Below are 17336 nucleotides of genomic sequence, written 5' to 3'. Positions count from 1 at the left end.
AATCATTAATGAAATATATTTTATGGCTTTTGCTTTTAGTATCAGCGCAGTTACTAGCAAAGCCCGTTAATAACAGCATCGCTTTTTACTATTCAGCCCCAATGCCTTTAGCTGAAATGACTTTTTACTCACGCGTTGTTGTGCAACCTGAGTTAGTGACTGAGCATGAATTAAATTGGTTTAAAGAACGTAACATTGCTGTTTATGCTTATTTGAGCATTGGCGAATCATATAATAAAAGTGACTATTCACTTACTACAAACCCAAATTGGAATAGCTACATTTCCGATTTAACTTCAAAGCAATGGCAACAACAATTAAATAGCTCGGCTGTTATATTAAAAGAACGTGGCTTTAGCGGGTTGTTTTTAGACACCCTTGATAGCTATCAATTATTAGATAACGAACGTTACGATAAATTAGCGCAGCAAGCTGGATTAGTTTCAATAATAAAAGATCTGTCTTTAGTATTTAAAAAGCAATTAGTGCTCAATCGTGGCTTTGAATTACTGCCAAGCCTACAAAACCTTGCAACCGACTTAGTTGCTGAGGGATTATTTAGCCACTTTAATCCACTTGAGAATAGCTACAAGTTAACCTCTAAGAACGATCAAGCATGGTTAACAACTCAACTTAAAAAAGCGCAAAGCTTAGGTTTTAATGTTCAAGTTATTGACTATGCAAAACCTGACAAACGCCTTGTAATGGCTGAAAAAATTATCGCTTCAGGGTTTAATGCTTGGGTAACCGATGGGCATTTACAAACTTGGGGAACATCAACTATTAGCCCCGTACCTAGGCGCGTGCTTATTCCGTACAATAGTGACTTAAAACCCCTTATTTATTCTACAGTTCATTTAAAGCTAGCCACTCTTATTGAGTATTTAGGTTATATTCCTGACTACATTGATATAGCAAAACGAGAGTTGCCATTAGTTGATCCAAGTTTACATGCTGGAATTGTTTCATGGACAAACATGGGGGGCTTTTACTCCCCAAGTGTAATAAATTGGCTCGAAGCTAGCCTAGGTACAGTGCCTCAGTTAGTGGTAGGTGAGCTACCACAATCAGCTAAATTATTAGCCGCATTAGGCGTGGAAACACTTAACAGCTCCCCTCCAGGGCCTTATGAACTTAATTATTTAGCACCATGGTTAAAAGGTGAGTCAAGCTCTTCGCCTGCTATTACCAAACCTTATTTATTAAAATTAGCGCCAGAAGCCACAACTCTTATTGATATAAAAGCGGCTGATGGCAGCACCGTTGTACAAAGTGCCAAAACCAAATATGGCGCAGTTATTGTTGCCCCATGGCTGATTGATACGCTCCCAATGGAAGGTAGTAATTGGGTTATTGACCCACTTACACTGCTTACTAAAGCCATGGGGTTACCCACAATACTCGCTCCAGACACAACGACAGAAAGTGGCAGACGTATGCTTACTATGCATATAGATGGGGATGGCTTTACCAGCATTGCACACTTTGATGGCAGCCCATATGCCGCAGAGGTCATTCGCGATGACATTATTAAACCTTATAAACTTCCCATCACATCTTCTATTATTCAGGCTGATATAGAGCCTGGAGGAATTCATGCTAAGCACAGTAAAAAACTAGAAAAAATTGCGCGCAGTATTTTTGAACTTCCCTATGTAGAGGTCGCTTCGCATACTTATAGTCACCCTTACTTTTGGACCGCGCTTTCTGGCCGAAAAGAAATTGACGAAGAAGATACTGACTATGGGTTTCACTTGGATGTACCTGGCTATGACACAATTAGCTTAGAAAAAGAAATTACCGGCACCATTAATTATATTAATGAAAGACTAGTACCTAAAGGAAAAAAAACGGTGCTTATGTTGTGGTCTGGCGATGCTACACCCGGTCCAGACGCATTAAAAATAGCGCGTAATGCTGGTGTACTAAACGTAAATGGCGGCAATACTGATGTAAATAGTGATAACCCTAGCCTTTCCCATATATCGCCGATTGCGCGCCCTGAGGGTGATTTACTGTATCAAATTTACGCGCCAATACTGAACGAAAACGTATACACTAATTTATGGCATGGCCCGTATTACGGATTTAAGCGACTAACAGAAACCTTTGAAATAACCGAAAAGCCATACAGGTTAAAGCCCTATACTATTTACTATCATTTTTATTCTGGCGAAGTTCCTGCAGGGCTTGATGCCCTAAAGCATAATATTGACTATGTATTACAAAGACCTAATACACCGGTGTACTTAAGCCACTATGCAAAAATTGCGAAAGATTTTTACTTTTCTGCTTTAGCTAAAAATAGTAAAGGCGACTGGTTGTTTAGTTCAAAAAACATTCGCACCCTTCGCATACCCAGCGACTTTGATATTGCAAACATATCACAAAGCGATGGGCTGCTAGGAGTAACGCAACAAGGCAACTACGTACATACTGTAGAGGGTATTTCGCGTATTAGTTTTGACCATAGCCAAAAAGATAATGCCCCTTATTTAGCCTCTGCCAATGTAGTAATAGATACATGGCAAGTAAATGGCGCTGTTAGTTTTAAAGCGTGGATACCTGCAACACTTGATTTAGTGAATGCCCGCTCATGCCAATTTATATCTCACATGGGAAAAAGTTATAAAGGTATCACTCGCGCAAAAATAACCCACTTTAAACTGCCTGCAGGTGATTTTTTTGGTTACCTAAACTGCACAGGGGTTGCTAAGTAATGAATACCAAAAAGCGCCCTCATTTGGTTTCAATAAAAACAATTTTAACAATACTCGCTGTTAGCTGTTTTTCATTATATGCGCTATTTCCGCACACCCTATTCTTTGAAGACGATGCACTTTCGCAAGACTACACGTTTGAAAAGTCATACTTGCATGCTGCACTTAATACTGACCCTAACAATGAAAAGCTGCGCGCTAAATTGGCTGAACTTCATATAGCATTGAGTGAATATTCAAACGCAACTAATGAGCTTGAAAAACTGCCAAAAAGTAAGCGTAAAACAGAACTTGAAATAAAGTTACTTTACTCATTATGGCTTGCAAGTGGTGCCAATGTAGATGACCGATTTGAAGAACTTTCATTAAAGGTTAGCGCCTATAAACCATGGAACGAAGACATCCTTAGTATAGCTAAGGCACTCGGTTTGAATGTAAAGCTTGCACAATATTATGAAACACACAAAAAGCCGTTAATTGCCGCTGATTATTGGCTAACGGCAGGCCAACCTGCAAAAGCGTTGCTGCTTTACAAAAATAACATGAGCAAAACAATAGCCGAAAAAGCGATTGAAACCGCACTGGGTGCAAACGAAGCGGTGCAAGCTTATGCGTGGTGGAAGCAATATGGAGATCAATCAAATATAAAGCGCACACTTTATCTTGCTGACTTAGCAGGCAATAAAGAAGATGCAATTATTGCAGCTACAAAACTGCTGCAAAAAGAGCCTAACAATATTAAGTACTTAACACTGGCAATGCAGCTTCACCTAGCCAATGGCGATGCTAACAGCGCTGAATTATTGCTTTCAAAACTACTAAAACAAAAACCTAACGATAAAGAGCTTCATTTACTTAACTGGAAAGTAAAGCGCTGGCTCAATAAGCCAAGAGCTGCACTCAAAGAATTTAAATGGTTAATGATAAATAAAGCCGTTACCGCAGCTATGCTTACAGACAGTATTAACGATGCAACGGCTTTATACTTGTACCAAGACGCTAACGACATTTACGCTTACAAAGCTAAAAATAGGCAACTAAAAGGCAATGGCTTTACTAAATGGATGCAAACCAACGAGTTTATTGGCGATGCCAAACAAGAGCTCAAGCACATAGAGCGTTTTGAAAGCATAAACGGTAAAAGCGTATTATCACAATATTGGAAAGCAAAAGTATTACATGACACAGGTAACTTAAGCGGTTTACGTAATTTATGGCCTATTTATCAGGGCCCCAAAAACGAAGAAGATTTAATGTGGCTAGCCCGTGCGTTTTGGTTAAATAACGACTTTAACACGGCACTAACCATTTTAAAGCAAAAGCAGCAAAGTACCGACGACGAGTTTTGGAGTGCTCGCGTTGACATGGCGCTCAGGGTAAATGATAAAAAAGAACAGCTTTATGCCCTTGAACAACTTAAATCACTGGGTAAATTAGGCGAAAGCGATTTATTGCAGTACCAGCAAATACGCTTTGTAGGTAACCCCAAAGCGTTACTTGCGCATTTATGGCAGCAACCTTCGCTGAGCGAAAGTCAGCTAATTGACATTGCTAATTTAAGTACGCAAATAAACGATTCAAACGCCGTTGAACGAATCTATAACGAACTGAACAAGCAACGCTATAACAAGGCGCTATACCCTGCTTGGTTAACGCTAGCTAGCTGGTATCAAAATCAGAGCGATTTAAATTCAGCGTATACAACGCTCAACCGCGCCGCAAAACTGAGCGAATACAGCCCCGATGTGGTGCTTGCACAAGGTTGGTTAGCACTGCAAATGCACGACAGCATCATGATTAAACGTATTTTAAATAACTATGCTGACAACAACCCAACTTATGCGTGGGGTCAACTTTTAGCGAGCTTATCTATTTATGAAAAGTCATATAACAGTGCTTATTTTTACTTACGTAAACTAGCGATAGCTGAGCCTAGCGACTTAACCACATTAGTAAACTTAGCCGATGTAATGAAACAACTCGGCTATTACGCCAACGCCACAGAGCTTAATCATTATCTTCTTCAGCATTTACCTAAAGATAAATATGCATATCGAGGACTTATGTTTAGATGGGCTGGCGCTATGGCTATGCCAGATTTAATGCAGCTAAACACACTCGATGAGTTAGCCCCTGAAACCATAGGCACAGCACAAGCAAACTGGTGGTTATCACGCCGTGCTGCGCAAAAACTTGAGCCCTGGCAAGCACTTCAGCTGTACATGACTCAAGGTGAATTTAGTAAAATCAAACAATTATTTGATACAAATACACTTGGCAAAAACGATCAGTTAAGTGCGCTTTTATACTTAAACCAACCTTATGCAACTATGCAACGTTGGTATGAAGAGCTAATTAACGAGCCAAGTGAAGCTCAGCTAGGCTTTTTAAGAAACGCGCGCACAGCTTACTTTCGCGCACTTGAAGTAAACCTATCACCGCAAGCAGGGCTTAATAGTACGCAATACGACATAAATGTGTATTTTCCTTATGCAAAAGGCCAGTGGAAACTGAGCCTTAGCGATCAGCAAAACCTTGGCAATAACGGACTGCTATTCGCAATAGAAAATACAATGACGTTTGGCCGTTGGGCTTTAAATGCAAAAGTTGATACGCATCAGGGCGATATTGTTAGCCGACAAGGCGTAAATTTAGATTCTCGTTATCAGTGGGATGCGCGTACTCAAGTTGGCGTAAACTTACACTACAACGCCGAAAACCGCCAATCTGAAGTGTTACTCAGCTATGCGCAACTTAATAAAGCTACGGCTTATATAAATTATAATATTGATAACAGACAAAGCGTGCAGCTATCAGCAGCTGCAATGTCGTTCACGCGTAGAGACAACAACAGCACACTCGTTAATGGACAAGAATATAACGCACGCTACCAATACAGTATTTTAAAAGATCGCCCTATTTGGAACGCCTACTTTAGTGCGCAATGGCAAGACTTTGAACGAGTAAATACTGCGATTAATACAGACAGAAGACCCAGACGCATAGTTATTGAACCTTTTAGGCGCTTTGCCCTAGGTACTTCTTTTGCCTCAACAGGGTCATTAACGCCCCCATACTTGGGTGCCAGTCCGTCTTGGTTATTTGACATAAGTACGGGCTACCAAACACTGAACGATACAATTGATGTGTCTGTTTCCAGTGGTGCTGGATGGTCAGTACTTGGTGATGATTTATTTAAATTACAGCTCGGTTACCAAAGTAGTAATAAGGTCGGTAACTCAGATACACAGTTACAATTAGGATATTACATACATTTTTAATGTTAGGAGAGAATATGTTTCGCTTAGTTATACTTAGTTTGGTTTTGCTCTTGTCGGCGTGTACTACAAGTCGAGTTGCTGATGATATCGAAATTAGCCCAGCAACTACCGTGGCTTTATTACCGCTTGTTAATCATGCACAAACACCACTGGCAGGTGAGCGCGCTGAAGATATTTTAGCAAGTATTTGGCAACAAAATAAGCTTCCTAAGTTACTTCGTGCACCAAGAAATAGCAGTAAAGACCTGCCACCTTTAGACGATCAATACCGTTTAAACAACGCAATGCAATGGCTCAATACTCAACAAGCTGACTATGTACTTAGTGGCAGTATTGAAGAATGGCGTTACAAAGCAGGTCTTGATGGAGAGCCTGTGGTTGCACTTACTTTATTGCTTACAAAAAACGGTGAAACAACGCCAATTTGGACCGGCACCATTGCAAAAAGCGGTTGGGGACGCGATAGCATTGCAGCAACTGCGCAAGATGTAATTGCCGATTTAGTGTCTTATATTGAGGTTAGTGAGTGAAAACACATTTCTTACGCCCAAGAGACGTTCCTGAGCTACAGATATGGGCTGAGGTATGTTTTTTTACCGCTTTAGCTTTAGGGCTGCCTGTTCTATTTAATGCTGAGGACCCCTATTGGACGCAAGGAGGGTTTTCTTGGCCAGTATTAGGGCCGTTGCTTGTTGCTCTACGCTATGGCTTTTCAAAAGGTTTTATTAGTATTTTAACCTTACTAGTAGGGCAATTATTGCTAATACAAAGCAATATATTAGACCCTAAAAGTGAGTTTAATATTAACGCCATGATTGGCTACATTATTGTAGTTATGGTGGCAGGTGAATTTAGAGATGTATGGGAGCGAACTAATCAACAGCAAAGCATTCAACTAGCCTATGTATCAGACCGACTTGAAAAATTTACGCGCCAATATCATTTAATTAGCTCATCACATGACCGAATCGAACAAATGCTTGCTGGACATACACTTAGTTTACGTGAGTCATTACAAGCAGTACGAGAATCAATTGGTAAATTAAAAGAAAGACGCTTAGACAGTGCCGCAGAGGTTATTTTAAATCTATTTATAGAATATGGCTCGATAGAAAAAGCAGGCTTATATAAAGTTGAAAACGATAAAATACAAGAGCCGGCACTAGCTAGTGTAGGAAAAATGAGTGAGCCATCTAATTCAGACCCATTAATAGCTGCCATGTTTGACGAAAAAGAACTGGTGTCACTTAAAAATCCAAAAGCCTCATCGGGTGATAGCAAGTACCATATTGCTATTCCATTGATTGATGTGAACGACACAATTTATGGGGCTATTTTAGTTGAAAAAGTGAAGTTTTTTGCTCTCAAAGAAAACACCCTTACTTTACTTGCCGTTATGGCCGGACACATTGGTGATTTATTGCGTCACGAAATCACTAATCCAATAATGACCCGTGAAGAGTCGCCATACTTTAAGCGCCAAGTTAAACACGCAAACAAAGAAGCAAAGCGTTATAAAATTCCTTCACACTTTTTAAAGGTGAACGCGCTAAGTATTAATGATGAATCTCGACGGCTGATGGAGTATTTAACCGAGGCTCGCCGAGGGTTAGACATTTATTTATACGATAATGAAAAACAAGTTCTGTTAATACTGATGCCGCTTGCCGATGAGCTTGAAAAAGATGGTTTTGTAATGCGAATGAATAGCTGGTGTAAAGAACGTACCGGTAAAACATTACAAGAACTCGATATTATTATTGAGCAAGAAGTGGCGTTTCCAGTCAATAAGGATGAATTATCTAAACTGGTAGCCCTACATGATTAAAGTTGTGATAGCCGCCTTAGTTGCATGTTTATGCGAGTATTTTGCACTGCAAGAAATTCTTAGTACACCAAACTGGTTTGGTGTAATTTTACTGCATGCCATTGCAAGCATACTTTTTACCTTTGTAAGCTACGTTTTAATTCCTAAAAAATATAAAACAACGCTTATAAATGGCACGCTATTATTATTCTTATTACTGTTTAGCTTACCTGTATTTGGTATTTTAGGTGTTGTGATGGCGCTTACGTTTGCGCTATGTAAGCCACTTAAAAGTGATGATACCGAAATAATAGAGCATGAAATTCCAGAACTCCCCTTTGAAGTCCCTGATATTTCGGCGAACCCTACTTATTCAATTGGTGGCGTAAAAGCCATTTTAAAATACGCAAGCGAACCTAACAAACGCTTAACTGCAGTAATGGCTGCTCGCCACATGCGCGACAGCCAAGCAATCCCAATATTAAAACTTGCCCTCAAAGATTTAGAAGACGATATACGCCTACTTGCTTACTCAACACTTGATGCCAAAGAAACAAAATTAAACGAAAAAATTAGCGTTTATCAACACCAAATTGCTAACACCACAAAACAGCCTGAGCTAAGTAACTTACAAGAACAGTTAGCACACGTGTATTGGGAGCTTAGTTATTTAGGGCTTGCACAAGGCGCTCTAAAAACATATGTATTAGAAAAAGCTGAAGCACTCAGTTTACAAAGTATTGAGTACGCACAAAAACCAGCCAATTATGTATTTTTAGGGCGTGTTTATTTAGCGTTGGGTTATTACGAACGTGCGCTTGATTTTCTTGTACAAGCAACTGAATTAGGTATGGCGCGTCGCCATGTTTTACCCTACAAAGCCGAAGTTGCCTTTTGCATGAATAAGTACGATGACTGTAAACGCTACTTAAAAGAGTTACCTGAACAACCTAAAGGGAGCGAACTTCGCCAATTACAGGAGTATTGGAATGCCTAAACCCAATGCCGATATATTATTATTATTAGAAGGTACTTATCCTTATGTTCGTGGGGGGGTATCAAGTTGGGTTCATCAAATTATTGAAGGGCTACCTCATTATAACTTTGAACTTATTTTTTTAGGCGGTGCTTCTGAGCACTATGGCGATATTAAGTACACACTTCCAAAAAATGTTACAAAATTGCATGTTCATTATCTAGTAGAGCAAAATAATACTGATATAAAAGCAAAGCACGGCGTTAAATATAAAAAAGAGTTGTTTGAGTTTTGGCAGCAACTGCAAAGTTATTTTAGAGACTCAAAAGAGCCTATTCCCACCGAGTTACTTGAATTTACATTTGAACAACTTGGGCAAAAAAATGGTATAAACGAAGCTGACTTTTTATATAGCGAGTCATCCTGGCAGGTATTGGCTGACTACTATTTAACATTTTGCGACGAATCATCTTTTATTGATTTCTTTTGGTCGTACCGTAATTTGTATAAGCCTTTGTTTAAAATTGCAGATATTGCCCGCCAATTACCGAATGTTAAACTTATACACTCTATTTCGACAGGCTATGCTGGTTTTTTAGGTGCAGGTGCAAGCGTAATTAATAACACGCCTTACTTATTAACAGAGCACGGTATTTATACGAAAGAGCGAAAAATAGACTTAATTCAAGCCGATTGGATAAAAGAGTCTGAAGCTATTTTAGGTAAAAACTTAAATACCGAAATGGGCTTTATTCGCCGAATGTGGATCACTTTTTTCGAGCAAATTGGCCGCACGAGTTACCACCAAGCCGATAGAATAATTTCACTATACGAAGGTAATAGGCAGCGCCAAATTAAAGATGGAGCCTGTGAGAAGCGCTCTTTAGTCGTACCAAACGGCATTAAAACCGCTCACTACGCTAAAGCACTGGCTGCACGTTCTAAAACTATTCCATTAACAGTAGGCTTAATTGGGCGTGTAGTACCAATCAAAGACATTAAAACCTTTATTCGTGCCATTAAAGAAGTGCAATCAAGCATGACCGCAATAGAGGGATGGATCATAGGTCCTTTTGAAGAAGACCCAAAGTACTACAAAGAGTGCCAGTTACTGGTGGGCAGCCTTGAGTTACAGAACAGCGTGAAGTTTTTGGGTATGCAAAATATAGCTGAAATACTCCCTAAGTTAGGCCTTGTTGCATTAACATCTATTTCTGAAGCCCAACCCTTAGTGTTACTAGAAGCAATGGCAGCAGGCGTACCTGTTCTAGCCAGTGATGTTGGCTCGTGTCGAGAAATTATTGAAGGTGCCACAGAACAAGACAAGGCTTTAGGTAAAGCAGGTGAAGTTGTTTCTATTGCATCGCCAAGCGATACAGCCGTACAAATTACAAACATACTTAATAACGACGATAAATGGCATGAGTATCAATCAAGCGGCTTAAAACGTGTAAAAGCATTTTATGACGAAAGCCACATGTTTGCCCGATACGACAAGCTTTATAAGGATACAATGTCATGGCCGGAATAGGTTTTGAGATACGGAAAATTCTCAAAAAAAATACCCTCCTCTCTGTTTTTGAAGCCTATAGCTACGCTGGTCTCATCGGTTCAGGCCCTTGGTTATTGTCGATCATCGCTCTAATGCTTATTGGTATTTTAAGCCTTGGAATAGTATTACCTAAGCTGTTAATTATTCAGTTTCTAACCCTGATAACTTACATGATGGCGGCCTCGTTAATATTAACTGGCGGCTTACAGCTTATGCTAACGCGCTTTGTGGCAGATTTATTTTTTACAAAAGACGACGACTCAGTACTCCCCAATTTACTTGGTGCACAACTTATTACAACGATTGGTGCATTACTGGTTGGATTTGCTGTTTGGCCATTTTTACCTTTACCCGTTGTAACCAAAATTATTATTTTAGGTGGCTTTGTTAGCCTTTGTAATCAATGGCTTGGTGCTATATTTTTATCGGGTATGAAAGAGTATCGGCTTATTTTAATCACTATGCTCAGCGGGTACGCGTTTATGGTGCTACTTGCATTATTACTACGTGACTGGCAATTAGATGGACTCTTTTTTGCTTTTTTTGCAGGTGAGGCGCTGTTATTTTTTAGTTTTTTATTCATGATTATTCGTCGCTACCCAGGTAATAAACTAATAAGCTTCGACTTTATGAGTCGAAAAAAAGTCTATTACATGCTGTTCTTTTGCGGGCTATTTTACAATATTGGCGTTTGGGCAGATAAAATTTTGTTTTGGTTTTCACCAAGTACATCCATACATATTATAGGCCCCCTTAGAGCTAGCCCAATTTACGATCTCCCCATATTTTTGGCCTATTTATCAATTATCCCCGGCATGGCGGTATTTTTAGTAAGAATGGAAACTGACTTTGTAGAACAATATGACCGGTTTTATTCTGCGATAAGGGGCGGCTCCTCGCTCGAAGAAATTTACTTTTTAAAAGACAACATGATCACAACAGCTCGAGGTGGCTTGTACGACATATTTAAAATTCAAGGCATTACTGTTGCGTGTTTACTATTGTGGGGCGAGCAAATTCTTACCTACATTGGGATTGATCCTAACTATAAAACATTACTTTTTATTGATGTAGTAGGCGTAGGCGTGCAGGTAATATTTTTATCTATTCTCAATATTTTGTTCTATCTTGATAAACGCTTTACTGTGTTAATCCTTTCGGGCCTATTTTTAGCATTAAACATTGTGCTTACGTATTTATCTATTGCACTTGGGCCACAATTTTATGGCTACGGATTTGCCCTTTCTACAATAATTACTTCTGTAGTTGGCTTGTTTTGGTTATCTAGGCAGTTTGAAGACCTAGAATACGAAACATTTATGTTGCAATAAAAACACTTACACCTAATAAAAAGTAGCCAATATATTTATTGTTTATTAGGTGTAAACTTTATTTACTTACCCAGCGGGCTTTAAAACCGCGCGTATCCACATGTATAAATGCCCCTCGGTGCGGTTTAGGGCCATAAACGCCCAACCCACCTAATAAGCCTTTAAATGATTCGCGTTTGGCTAACGACTCGACAATATTTGCCATCACTTTTGCGTCTTCAATAGTGTATTTTGCATCTTTATTAATATCATCCATACGGTAATTTCCATCGTTATCGATAAAAATATCTGCTGCGTCTCCAAACACATGACGGCTCAGTTTCACATTCCCAATGGCTTTATTGTAATAAGGTGTTCGGTAACCACTCATCACCACCATGTTACTAACTGGAATGCCTTCTAAAATTAGTTCCTTACGAATCATTTCTAACTTTAGCAGCAGTTTATTTTGCAAAAAAAGATACTTGGGATGATTACTTTTTTGCTTACTCACAAATTCTTTTAAAGAAAAATGAGGCGATAATTTGGTACCTTCATTCTCTGGGGTCACTTCAACAAACCCGTCAGGAACAATATAGTGCTTTGAATCTTTAATTTGCGATTGCTTTGGGTAATGCCCTATTTGATAATATTTTAGCTTTCCGCCCTCTACTTTATCGGCAGGTACTTTTACAAACACGTTAATTTTCATGCGCTGTTTTTTATTTGGCGATTCAATTATTACCGATGTTAAGCCGGGAGTATCCGGTGCCTGCCATTGCCAACGGTTAGTATCAGTTAGCATGAACTTTTCATCGCTAATTAATGTGTAAGCATCGGGTGATTGCGCATATAGCACTTCAAATTCAAACTGCTCATTGGGCATTACAAACACCGAAAAAAGTGAGTATGGCATGACAATATCGTTAATTTTTAAACTAAATTCTGCGTCCTCAAAAGCAGGCCTGTTTTGTATATCAACAACCTGATGAGCCGTTTTAGCAGGCTGAGAAGCAAATAAATGCGTACTAAGCAGAGTAGTCAGCATACTGATTAATAAAATACCGATTAATTTCATATTACCTCTCATTATTTACTTTCTAATAATGCTGCAATAACCGACTGGTTATCATTTTTTAGGAGTGCTTTTTGATCGCGTTTGTAAATATCATCTCTAAAATTAACGAGCTTGTTTTCATCCACCCACGCAGTCCAATAAACTAAATGAATGGGTAATGGCTCGTCCAAATAAAATGTTTGTGTGCTGTTTTCATTTCGTGCATCGTTAACTTGTGCCAATGCATGCTCTTCACCTTGGTGTTTAATTATTTCTTGAGCAAGTGAAAAAGGGTCTTCAATTCTTATGCAGCCATGCGATAACGCACGTCTTGTTTGGCTAAAGCGCTGCTTTGCAGGTGTATCATGTACATATATAGCCTCAGGGTTAGGGAACAAATATTTTACTTCACCAAGGGGATTTTTTTCACCCGCACGTTTCACTAAAAAATGGTCAAACTGATAAGGCTTAATTGAATTCCAATCAATATTATTTGGGTTAACTGTTTGTGAGTCTATGTAGCTGTTTTTTCTGATTTCAATATTGTTTTTAACAAGGTAATCAGGGTCTTCTGCTACTTTAGGCGCTATTTCCCTAGTAGCAATTGAGATAGGTATGCGCCACTCAGGGTTAACAACAAATTTTTCTATTTCATCACTAAATGCCGGTGTTTCCCAGCTAGGTTTACCTACAATCACGTTGTTTTGAAGTTTTACATCACCTACTTTCACATAGCGCAACTGATACTCAGGAATATTTACATACACGTACTGTTCATCGCTCGAACCGGCAAAGTTGGTAATGCGATAAAAGTTTAACTTTAACTTATTGAGTTTTTGCTCAGCTGGAATATTAAGTTTAGCAAACGTGTTTTTGCCAACTCGACCGTCAACCTTTAAGCCATGGCGATGTTGAAACTGCTTTACAGCGCGCTCAATATGTTTATCAAAAATGCACGGCGCTTTAGTGCATACGTTAGTGAGTAAATCTTGTTCTTGAAATAAACGCATAGCGAGTAAACTCACCGCTTTACTGTTACTACCTAGTTCAAGCAACTCGCTGGCGGGTAAAGGAATAAACCCACCGCGATTCACTATTTCTTGGTACCAATTAATCGCTTTTTCCGTACGCTTTATTAATTGGGCTGCGTATTGATCAAAGTAATAGCTATCTTTAGTTTGCGTGTAGCGCTGCGAGCTGTAAGTGGTCAGTGAGGAGCTGGCAAGTAAAACACCATCAAGATCATCACTCGCGAATATAGGTGAAGTAAACATGCTTGCTAAGCTCACAAACAAAGCCCCCTTCAAAGTGGCTTTGTTTGATTTGGTAAAACCTTTTTTTGTAAATAGTCCCTTCACGGTGCGCCCCTCGCTAAATAGTGTTGATAAATGCATATGTACTTGCCGTTTAATTATCAACGAGAGTTGCAACGTCGGTGCCAAAAACAAACTCAACACTAAGAAATTGAAAAGGTTAGATTTATTAAAATAAAATCATTTCATTTAAGTTACAATACAAACTACTTGTGTAATAAATATACTCAAGTGTGTAAAGTTGCTATGTCGATTAATCGCTTAAAAACGCTAAAAAACCACGTTCGTATCTGCTTAAATACTTAGTCTTGCGAGGTAACGTAAGTGACTCACGCCACGCATTTTGAGCTGCTTCATCTTCTTTACACAGTGTAATTAAATCAGGGTGAACATAAGATTTGCGTGCTATTGCTGGGGTATTACCTAATTGCTGAGATACACAATCGAGCATGCTTTTTAAGGTAAGTGCGCCTTTGGCTTTAGCTAGCTGCTTAAAAGCAATAACGCTTGCTCGCCAGGTTCTAAAATGTTTTGCACTAAACTCCTCCCCCATAATGTGCTGTATATATAGGTTTATTTCGCTCGATGTTACGTTAGTGCTCTCACCTTCACTTATATACTGAAATAGATGTTGCCCAGGTAAATCTTGTAAGTCTTTAATTACATGGCTTAGTACTCTGTCGGTAATGTTGACCTCACGCTCTTTTCCAGATTTAGCCCGGTATTTTAACTGAATATTTTTCCCAGTCAGCTTTGCGTGTCGGGTGCGTAAGGTTGTAGCGCCAAAGCTTTTGTTTTGTTTTACGTTTCGCTCGTTACCGACTCTAAGTGCCCCTAAGTCCATAAGCCTAACTACAGCCGCTAATGTACGTTCTACATTAAGCTCACTGCCTTGTAAGTCTGACTCCAAGCGAGCTCTCAATAAAGGAAGTTTATGGCCAAATACACCACAAGCCTGGTATTTTTTGGCTTCTTGCTGAGCTCTAAACTCTGGGTGGTATCGGTATTGTTTTCTCCCTTTACTGTCAAATCCTGTCGCTAAAATATGTCCGTTTTCTTCGGGGCAAAACCATGCGCTTTTATACGCAGGCGGAAATGCTAAGCCATTCAAACGCTCAATTACCGCTTCATCTTTTATTACTTTGCCAATAGGATCGAAATACTGCCATTGCTTGTTTTTAAGCTTTCGAGTGATACCAGGTAAATTATCATCCACATAAATTAACTTCATAATCACTGCACTCCGTTTTGATCAATGACAGCCTATAAAACATTTAAACTAACATATTCAAATAACCTTAAACTGAACAATATTATTGATATATAATCAGAAATTAAGCAATAATGTCTTAATGCATGCATTATTTTAGCTATGCTGATATTCCCTTTTTAAGGTTTACTATTTATAAGGAGCATTTGATGGCTTTTGATTACGGATCAATAGATCTTGGACTAAAAAACCCTTTCAAACTAGAAGGTAAAGTAAAAGCAATAAGAGGGCTTATTGAATCTGTTGTTGGCATCAGCTTGCTTGTTATCGCGTCTAGCTCTGTAAAAGAAGATGCAACAGCAGGTTGGATCTTAATGATATTTGGCATGTTAATACTCGCGCTAGGTATTCGTACCTTATCTGGCGGTATTTATGCAACGCTTAAGTACTTCGTAGGTAGAAACCACCCGACATCGTTGGCGTTTAATTTTAGTAAGTCACAAACCTCAACTGCACAAGAAGAAAAAAACGAAGTAGCCTACACTGCGCAAACATTAGAAGAAATGCTTGTTGGTCGCAAAAACAGTACTTTTAAAGAACCGAATGGCTTTTTATCGCGTTTGCTACATAGTTTAGTACCAAAACTATTATTTTTACCCTACCCAATACGTAATGTTGCCCAACGTTTATTTGGCTCATGGATAAGCACACTGGTTGCTCTTATCGCTTACGCATTGGTCGCCTTTGTGTCACTGTCTGGTTTTACCGGTGAAGCTGGCGAACTAGCTTTTCCAATATATAGTGCCATATTAATGTTTTATGTGCTGTTTTCTTGGCGCTCTTCTGGCAAACCTATTTCACGTAATGCAGAAAAGAATATTGAAGCCTTAGGTACTGGTGCTCTTGCTAAAATCATTTCTTTATCCTTTATATTGCCCATTGCTATAGGCCTGTCTATGTCGTGGATAATGCAGGAACAGCGCATAAGCAAACAACAAATAGACAATTGGCTTGAGCAATTACCCAACCTTAACGCGGGCCTCTATTTAACTGCCATTATTATTTTAGCTGCACTTAGTTGTGCACTTGTTTTTGTGATGATTAAAGCGCGTTTAAACGAAGTGACACCAAGCGCTGAAGTATCAGAACTACGTGAAAACTGGCAAGAGTCTGTTCATCCAGATGAAATTTTTATAAATCTTGATAACTTAGTAATGGCTAATCGCCGTTATAAAGAAGTACCTAATAGGGTTTACCGTGAGCTAGATCCTAAATTACAAGAGCAAATTGAAGGTAAAGGCGGCTTTAAAGGTGAAATGATTCAAGAAATCCAACCTAAACTGCACACGATGGATTTAGGTAAGCACTTTAGTCTTTCGCGTTTAATTGCGTTAATTAGCGGTAACTTGCTTTATATTGTAGCGCTTACTTTTACCGTATTGCTTGCCTACTCGTTTATTAATATTTACCACTATATTGATGCAGCAAATATAAATAACATTGAGCAAGCGTTTAATAATCAAAATATTATTGAGTTTAGTGAACTGTTAATGGCAAGTGTTCACTTATTACTGATTGGTGTATTAATTAAAGCCTTTGCCCAGTTGCTAAGCAACAGCGCACACTTGTTTTTTGCCGAAATGCAATTTGAATCTTTACTGGTATATTTTAAATGCGAAGGCACATTTACTGAGTCAAAAATATCAACAGGTACAGGTATTCACGATAGCACTCGTTCAGAAAACACCTTAGTGCGCAGCAGCATAACACCTTGGGTGATTGTTTCACGTGTCGTTTCGACAACCTTTGCCGCAACAGGTATGAAAAACCTTGAGCATCCTCGCCATATTATGGAAATGCACAAAGATGAAGGTCAATTACAAGCAATCAAAAAAGATGTAATCGCCTTTTTGAAAGACCGCGAATCCATAGCCTCTATTACGAGTGAACGCGATTTAGGTAATGCATCTCAACTACACCAGTTGAATCAACAAACTCGCGCAATGCCTATGCAACCTACTCTAACTAAAGACGATGAAGAAGCCGCTGGCTTTTTACGTCAAGAAGACGACTTGGCGTCTGAGCCAAAAAAATAGCATTTTCAGATAAA

The 17336-nt window shown here is 39.1% G+C and carries 11 protein-coding genes; 8 read left to right on the top strand and 3 right to left on the bottom strand.

The genetic code is table 11. From position 1 onward, the window contains the following. The first annotated feature begins 8 nt into the window (after positions 1 to 8). The 7 genes from MTP24_RS03980 to pelG are packed head-to-tail and all read left to right on the top strand — an operon-like array spanning position 9 to position 11667. A complete protein-coding gene (locus MTP24_RS03980) occupies positions 9 to 2720 on the top strand; it encodes an endo alpha-1,4 polygalactosaminidase (RefSeq protein WP_243532894.1) in 2712 nt (903 codons plus the stop codon). Then, positions 2720 to 6001: a tetratricopeptide repeat protein gene (locus tag MTP24_RS03975; protein WP_243532891.1), complete on the top strand. Its 3282-nt coding sequence runs from the start codon at positions 2720 to 2722 to the stop codon at positions 5999 to 6001. Before MTP24_RS03980 ends, MTP24_RS03975 begins: the two co-directional genes overlap by 1 nt. A gap of 14 nt (positions 6002 to 6015) precedes the next feature. Continuing rightward, entirely contained in the window at positions 6016 to 6531 is a 516-nt protein-coding gene (locus MTP24_RS03970; RefSeq protein ID WP_006794125.1) for a hypothetical protein, read from the top strand. After that, positions 6528 to 7829 (top strand): PelD GGDEF domain-containing protein, encoded by a 1302-nt coding sequence (locus tag MTP24_RS03965; RefSeq protein ID WP_006794124.1) that lies wholly within the window; start codon positions 6528 to 6530, stop codon positions 7827 to 7829. The genes MTP24_RS03970 and MTP24_RS03965 overlap by 4 nt, the downstream gene beginning before the upstream one ends. Next, on the top strand, positions 7822 to 8805 hold the full coding sequence (locus MTP24_RS03960) for a protein PelE (RefSeq protein ID WP_243532889.1): 984 nt from the start codon (positions 7822 to 7824) through the stop codon (positions 8803 to 8805). Before MTP24_RS03965 ends, MTP24_RS03960 begins: the two co-directional genes overlap by 8 nt. Continuing rightward, on the top strand, positions 8798 to 10315 hold the full coding sequence (gene pelF, locus MTP24_RS03955) for a GT4 family glycosyltransferase PelF (RefSeq protein ID WP_243532887.1): 1518 nt from the start codon (positions 8798 to 8800) through the stop codon (positions 10313 to 10315). Before MTP24_RS03960 ends, pelF begins: the two co-directional genes overlap by 8 nt. After that, on the top strand, positions 10303 to 11667 hold the full coding sequence (pelG, locus tag MTP24_RS03950) for an exopolysaccharide Pel transporter PelG (RefSeq protein ID WP_058428493.1): 1365 nt from the start codon (positions 10303 to 10305) through the stop codon (positions 11665 to 11667). The genes pelF and pelG overlap by 13 nt, the downstream gene beginning before the upstream one ends. 58 nt (positions 11668 to 11725) lie before the next feature. Here pelG and MTP24_RS03945 read toward each other — a convergent pair whose 3' ends face one another. The 3 genes from MTP24_RS03945 to MTP24_RS03935 form a co-directional block, all read right to left on the bottom strand. Continuing rightward, positions 11726 to 12724, bottom strand: a complete 999-nt coding sequence (locus MTP24_RS03945; protein ID WP_138740264.1) for a D-Ala-D-Ala carboxypeptidase family metallohydrolase — start codon at positions 12722 to 12724, stop codon at positions 11726 to 11728. An 11-nt stretch (positions 12725 to 12735) separates the two neighbouring features. Next, on the bottom strand, positions 12736 to 14061 hold the full coding sequence (locus MTP24_RS03940) for a L,D-transpeptidase family protein (RefSeq protein WP_243532885.1): 1326 nt from the start codon (positions 14059 to 14061) through the stop codon (positions 12736 to 12738). 208 nt (positions 14062 to 14269) lie between these two features. Continuing rightward, positions 14270 to 15247, bottom strand: coding sequence for a DNA topoisomerase IB (locus tag MTP24_RS03935; RefSeq protein WP_243532883.1), 978 nt, complete (start codon positions 15245 to 15247; stop codon positions 14270 to 14272). Positions 15248 to 15435: 188 nt separating this feature from the next. On the opposite strand from MTP24_RS03935, the gene MTP24_RS03930 reads away from it, so the two are divergent. After that, positions 15436 to 17322: a hypothetical protein gene (locus MTP24_RS03930; RefSeq protein ID WP_243532881.1), complete on the top strand. Its 1887-nt coding sequence runs from the start codon at positions 15436 to 15438 to the stop codon at positions 17320 to 17322. The last annotated feature ends 14 nt before the right edge of the window (positions 17323 to 17336 follow it).

Origin of the sequence: Pseudoalteromonas sp. APM04 (assembly GCF_022809815.1) — a bacterium.
GTDB lineage: Bacteria > Pseudomonadota > Gammaproteobacteria > Enterobacterales > Alteromonadaceae > Pseudoalteromonas > Pseudoalteromonas marina.
The sequence above is the reverse complement of the archived record's forward strand: the minus strand, read 5'-3'. Positions and strand labels throughout refer to the sequence as shown.

Excerpts from the sequence above, each read along its gene's own strand:
- MTP24_RS03980 (WP_243532894.1), top strand. The coding sequence starts at position 9 with ATGAAATATATTTTATGGCTTTTGCTTTTAGTATCAGCGCAGTTACTA.
- MTP24_RS03975 (WP_243532891.1), top strand. The coding sequence starts at position 2,720 with ATGAATACCAAAAAGCGCCCTCATTTGGTTTCAATAAAAACAATTTTA.
- MTP24_RS03970 (WP_006794125.1), top strand. The coding sequence starts at position 6,016 with ATGTTTCGCTTAGTTATACTTAGTTTGGTTTTGCTCTTGTCGGCGTGT.
- MTP24_RS03960 (WP_243532889.1), top strand. The coding sequence starts at position 7,822 with ATGATTAAAGTTGTGATAGCCGCCTTAGTTGCATGTTTATGCGAGTAT.
- pelF (WP_243532887.1), top strand. The coding sequence starts at position 8,798 with ATGCCTAAACCCAATGCCGATATATTATTATTATTAGAAGGTACTTAT.
- pelG (WP_058428493.1), top strand. The coding sequence starts at position 10,303 with ATGGCCGGAATAGGTTTTGAGATACGGAAAATTCTCAAAAAAAATACC.
- MTP24_RS03945 (WP_138740264.1), bottom strand. The coding sequence starts at position 12,724 with ATGAAATTAATCGGTATTTTATTAATCAGTATGCTGACTACTCTGCTT.
- MTP24_RS03935 (WP_243532883.1), bottom strand. The coding sequence starts at position 15,247 with ATGAAGTTAATTTATGTGGATGATAATTTACCTGGTATCACTCGAAAG.
- MTP24_RS03930 (WP_243532881.1), top strand. The coding sequence starts at position 15,436 with ATGGCTTTTGATTACGGATCAATAGATCTTGGACTAAAAAACCCTTTC.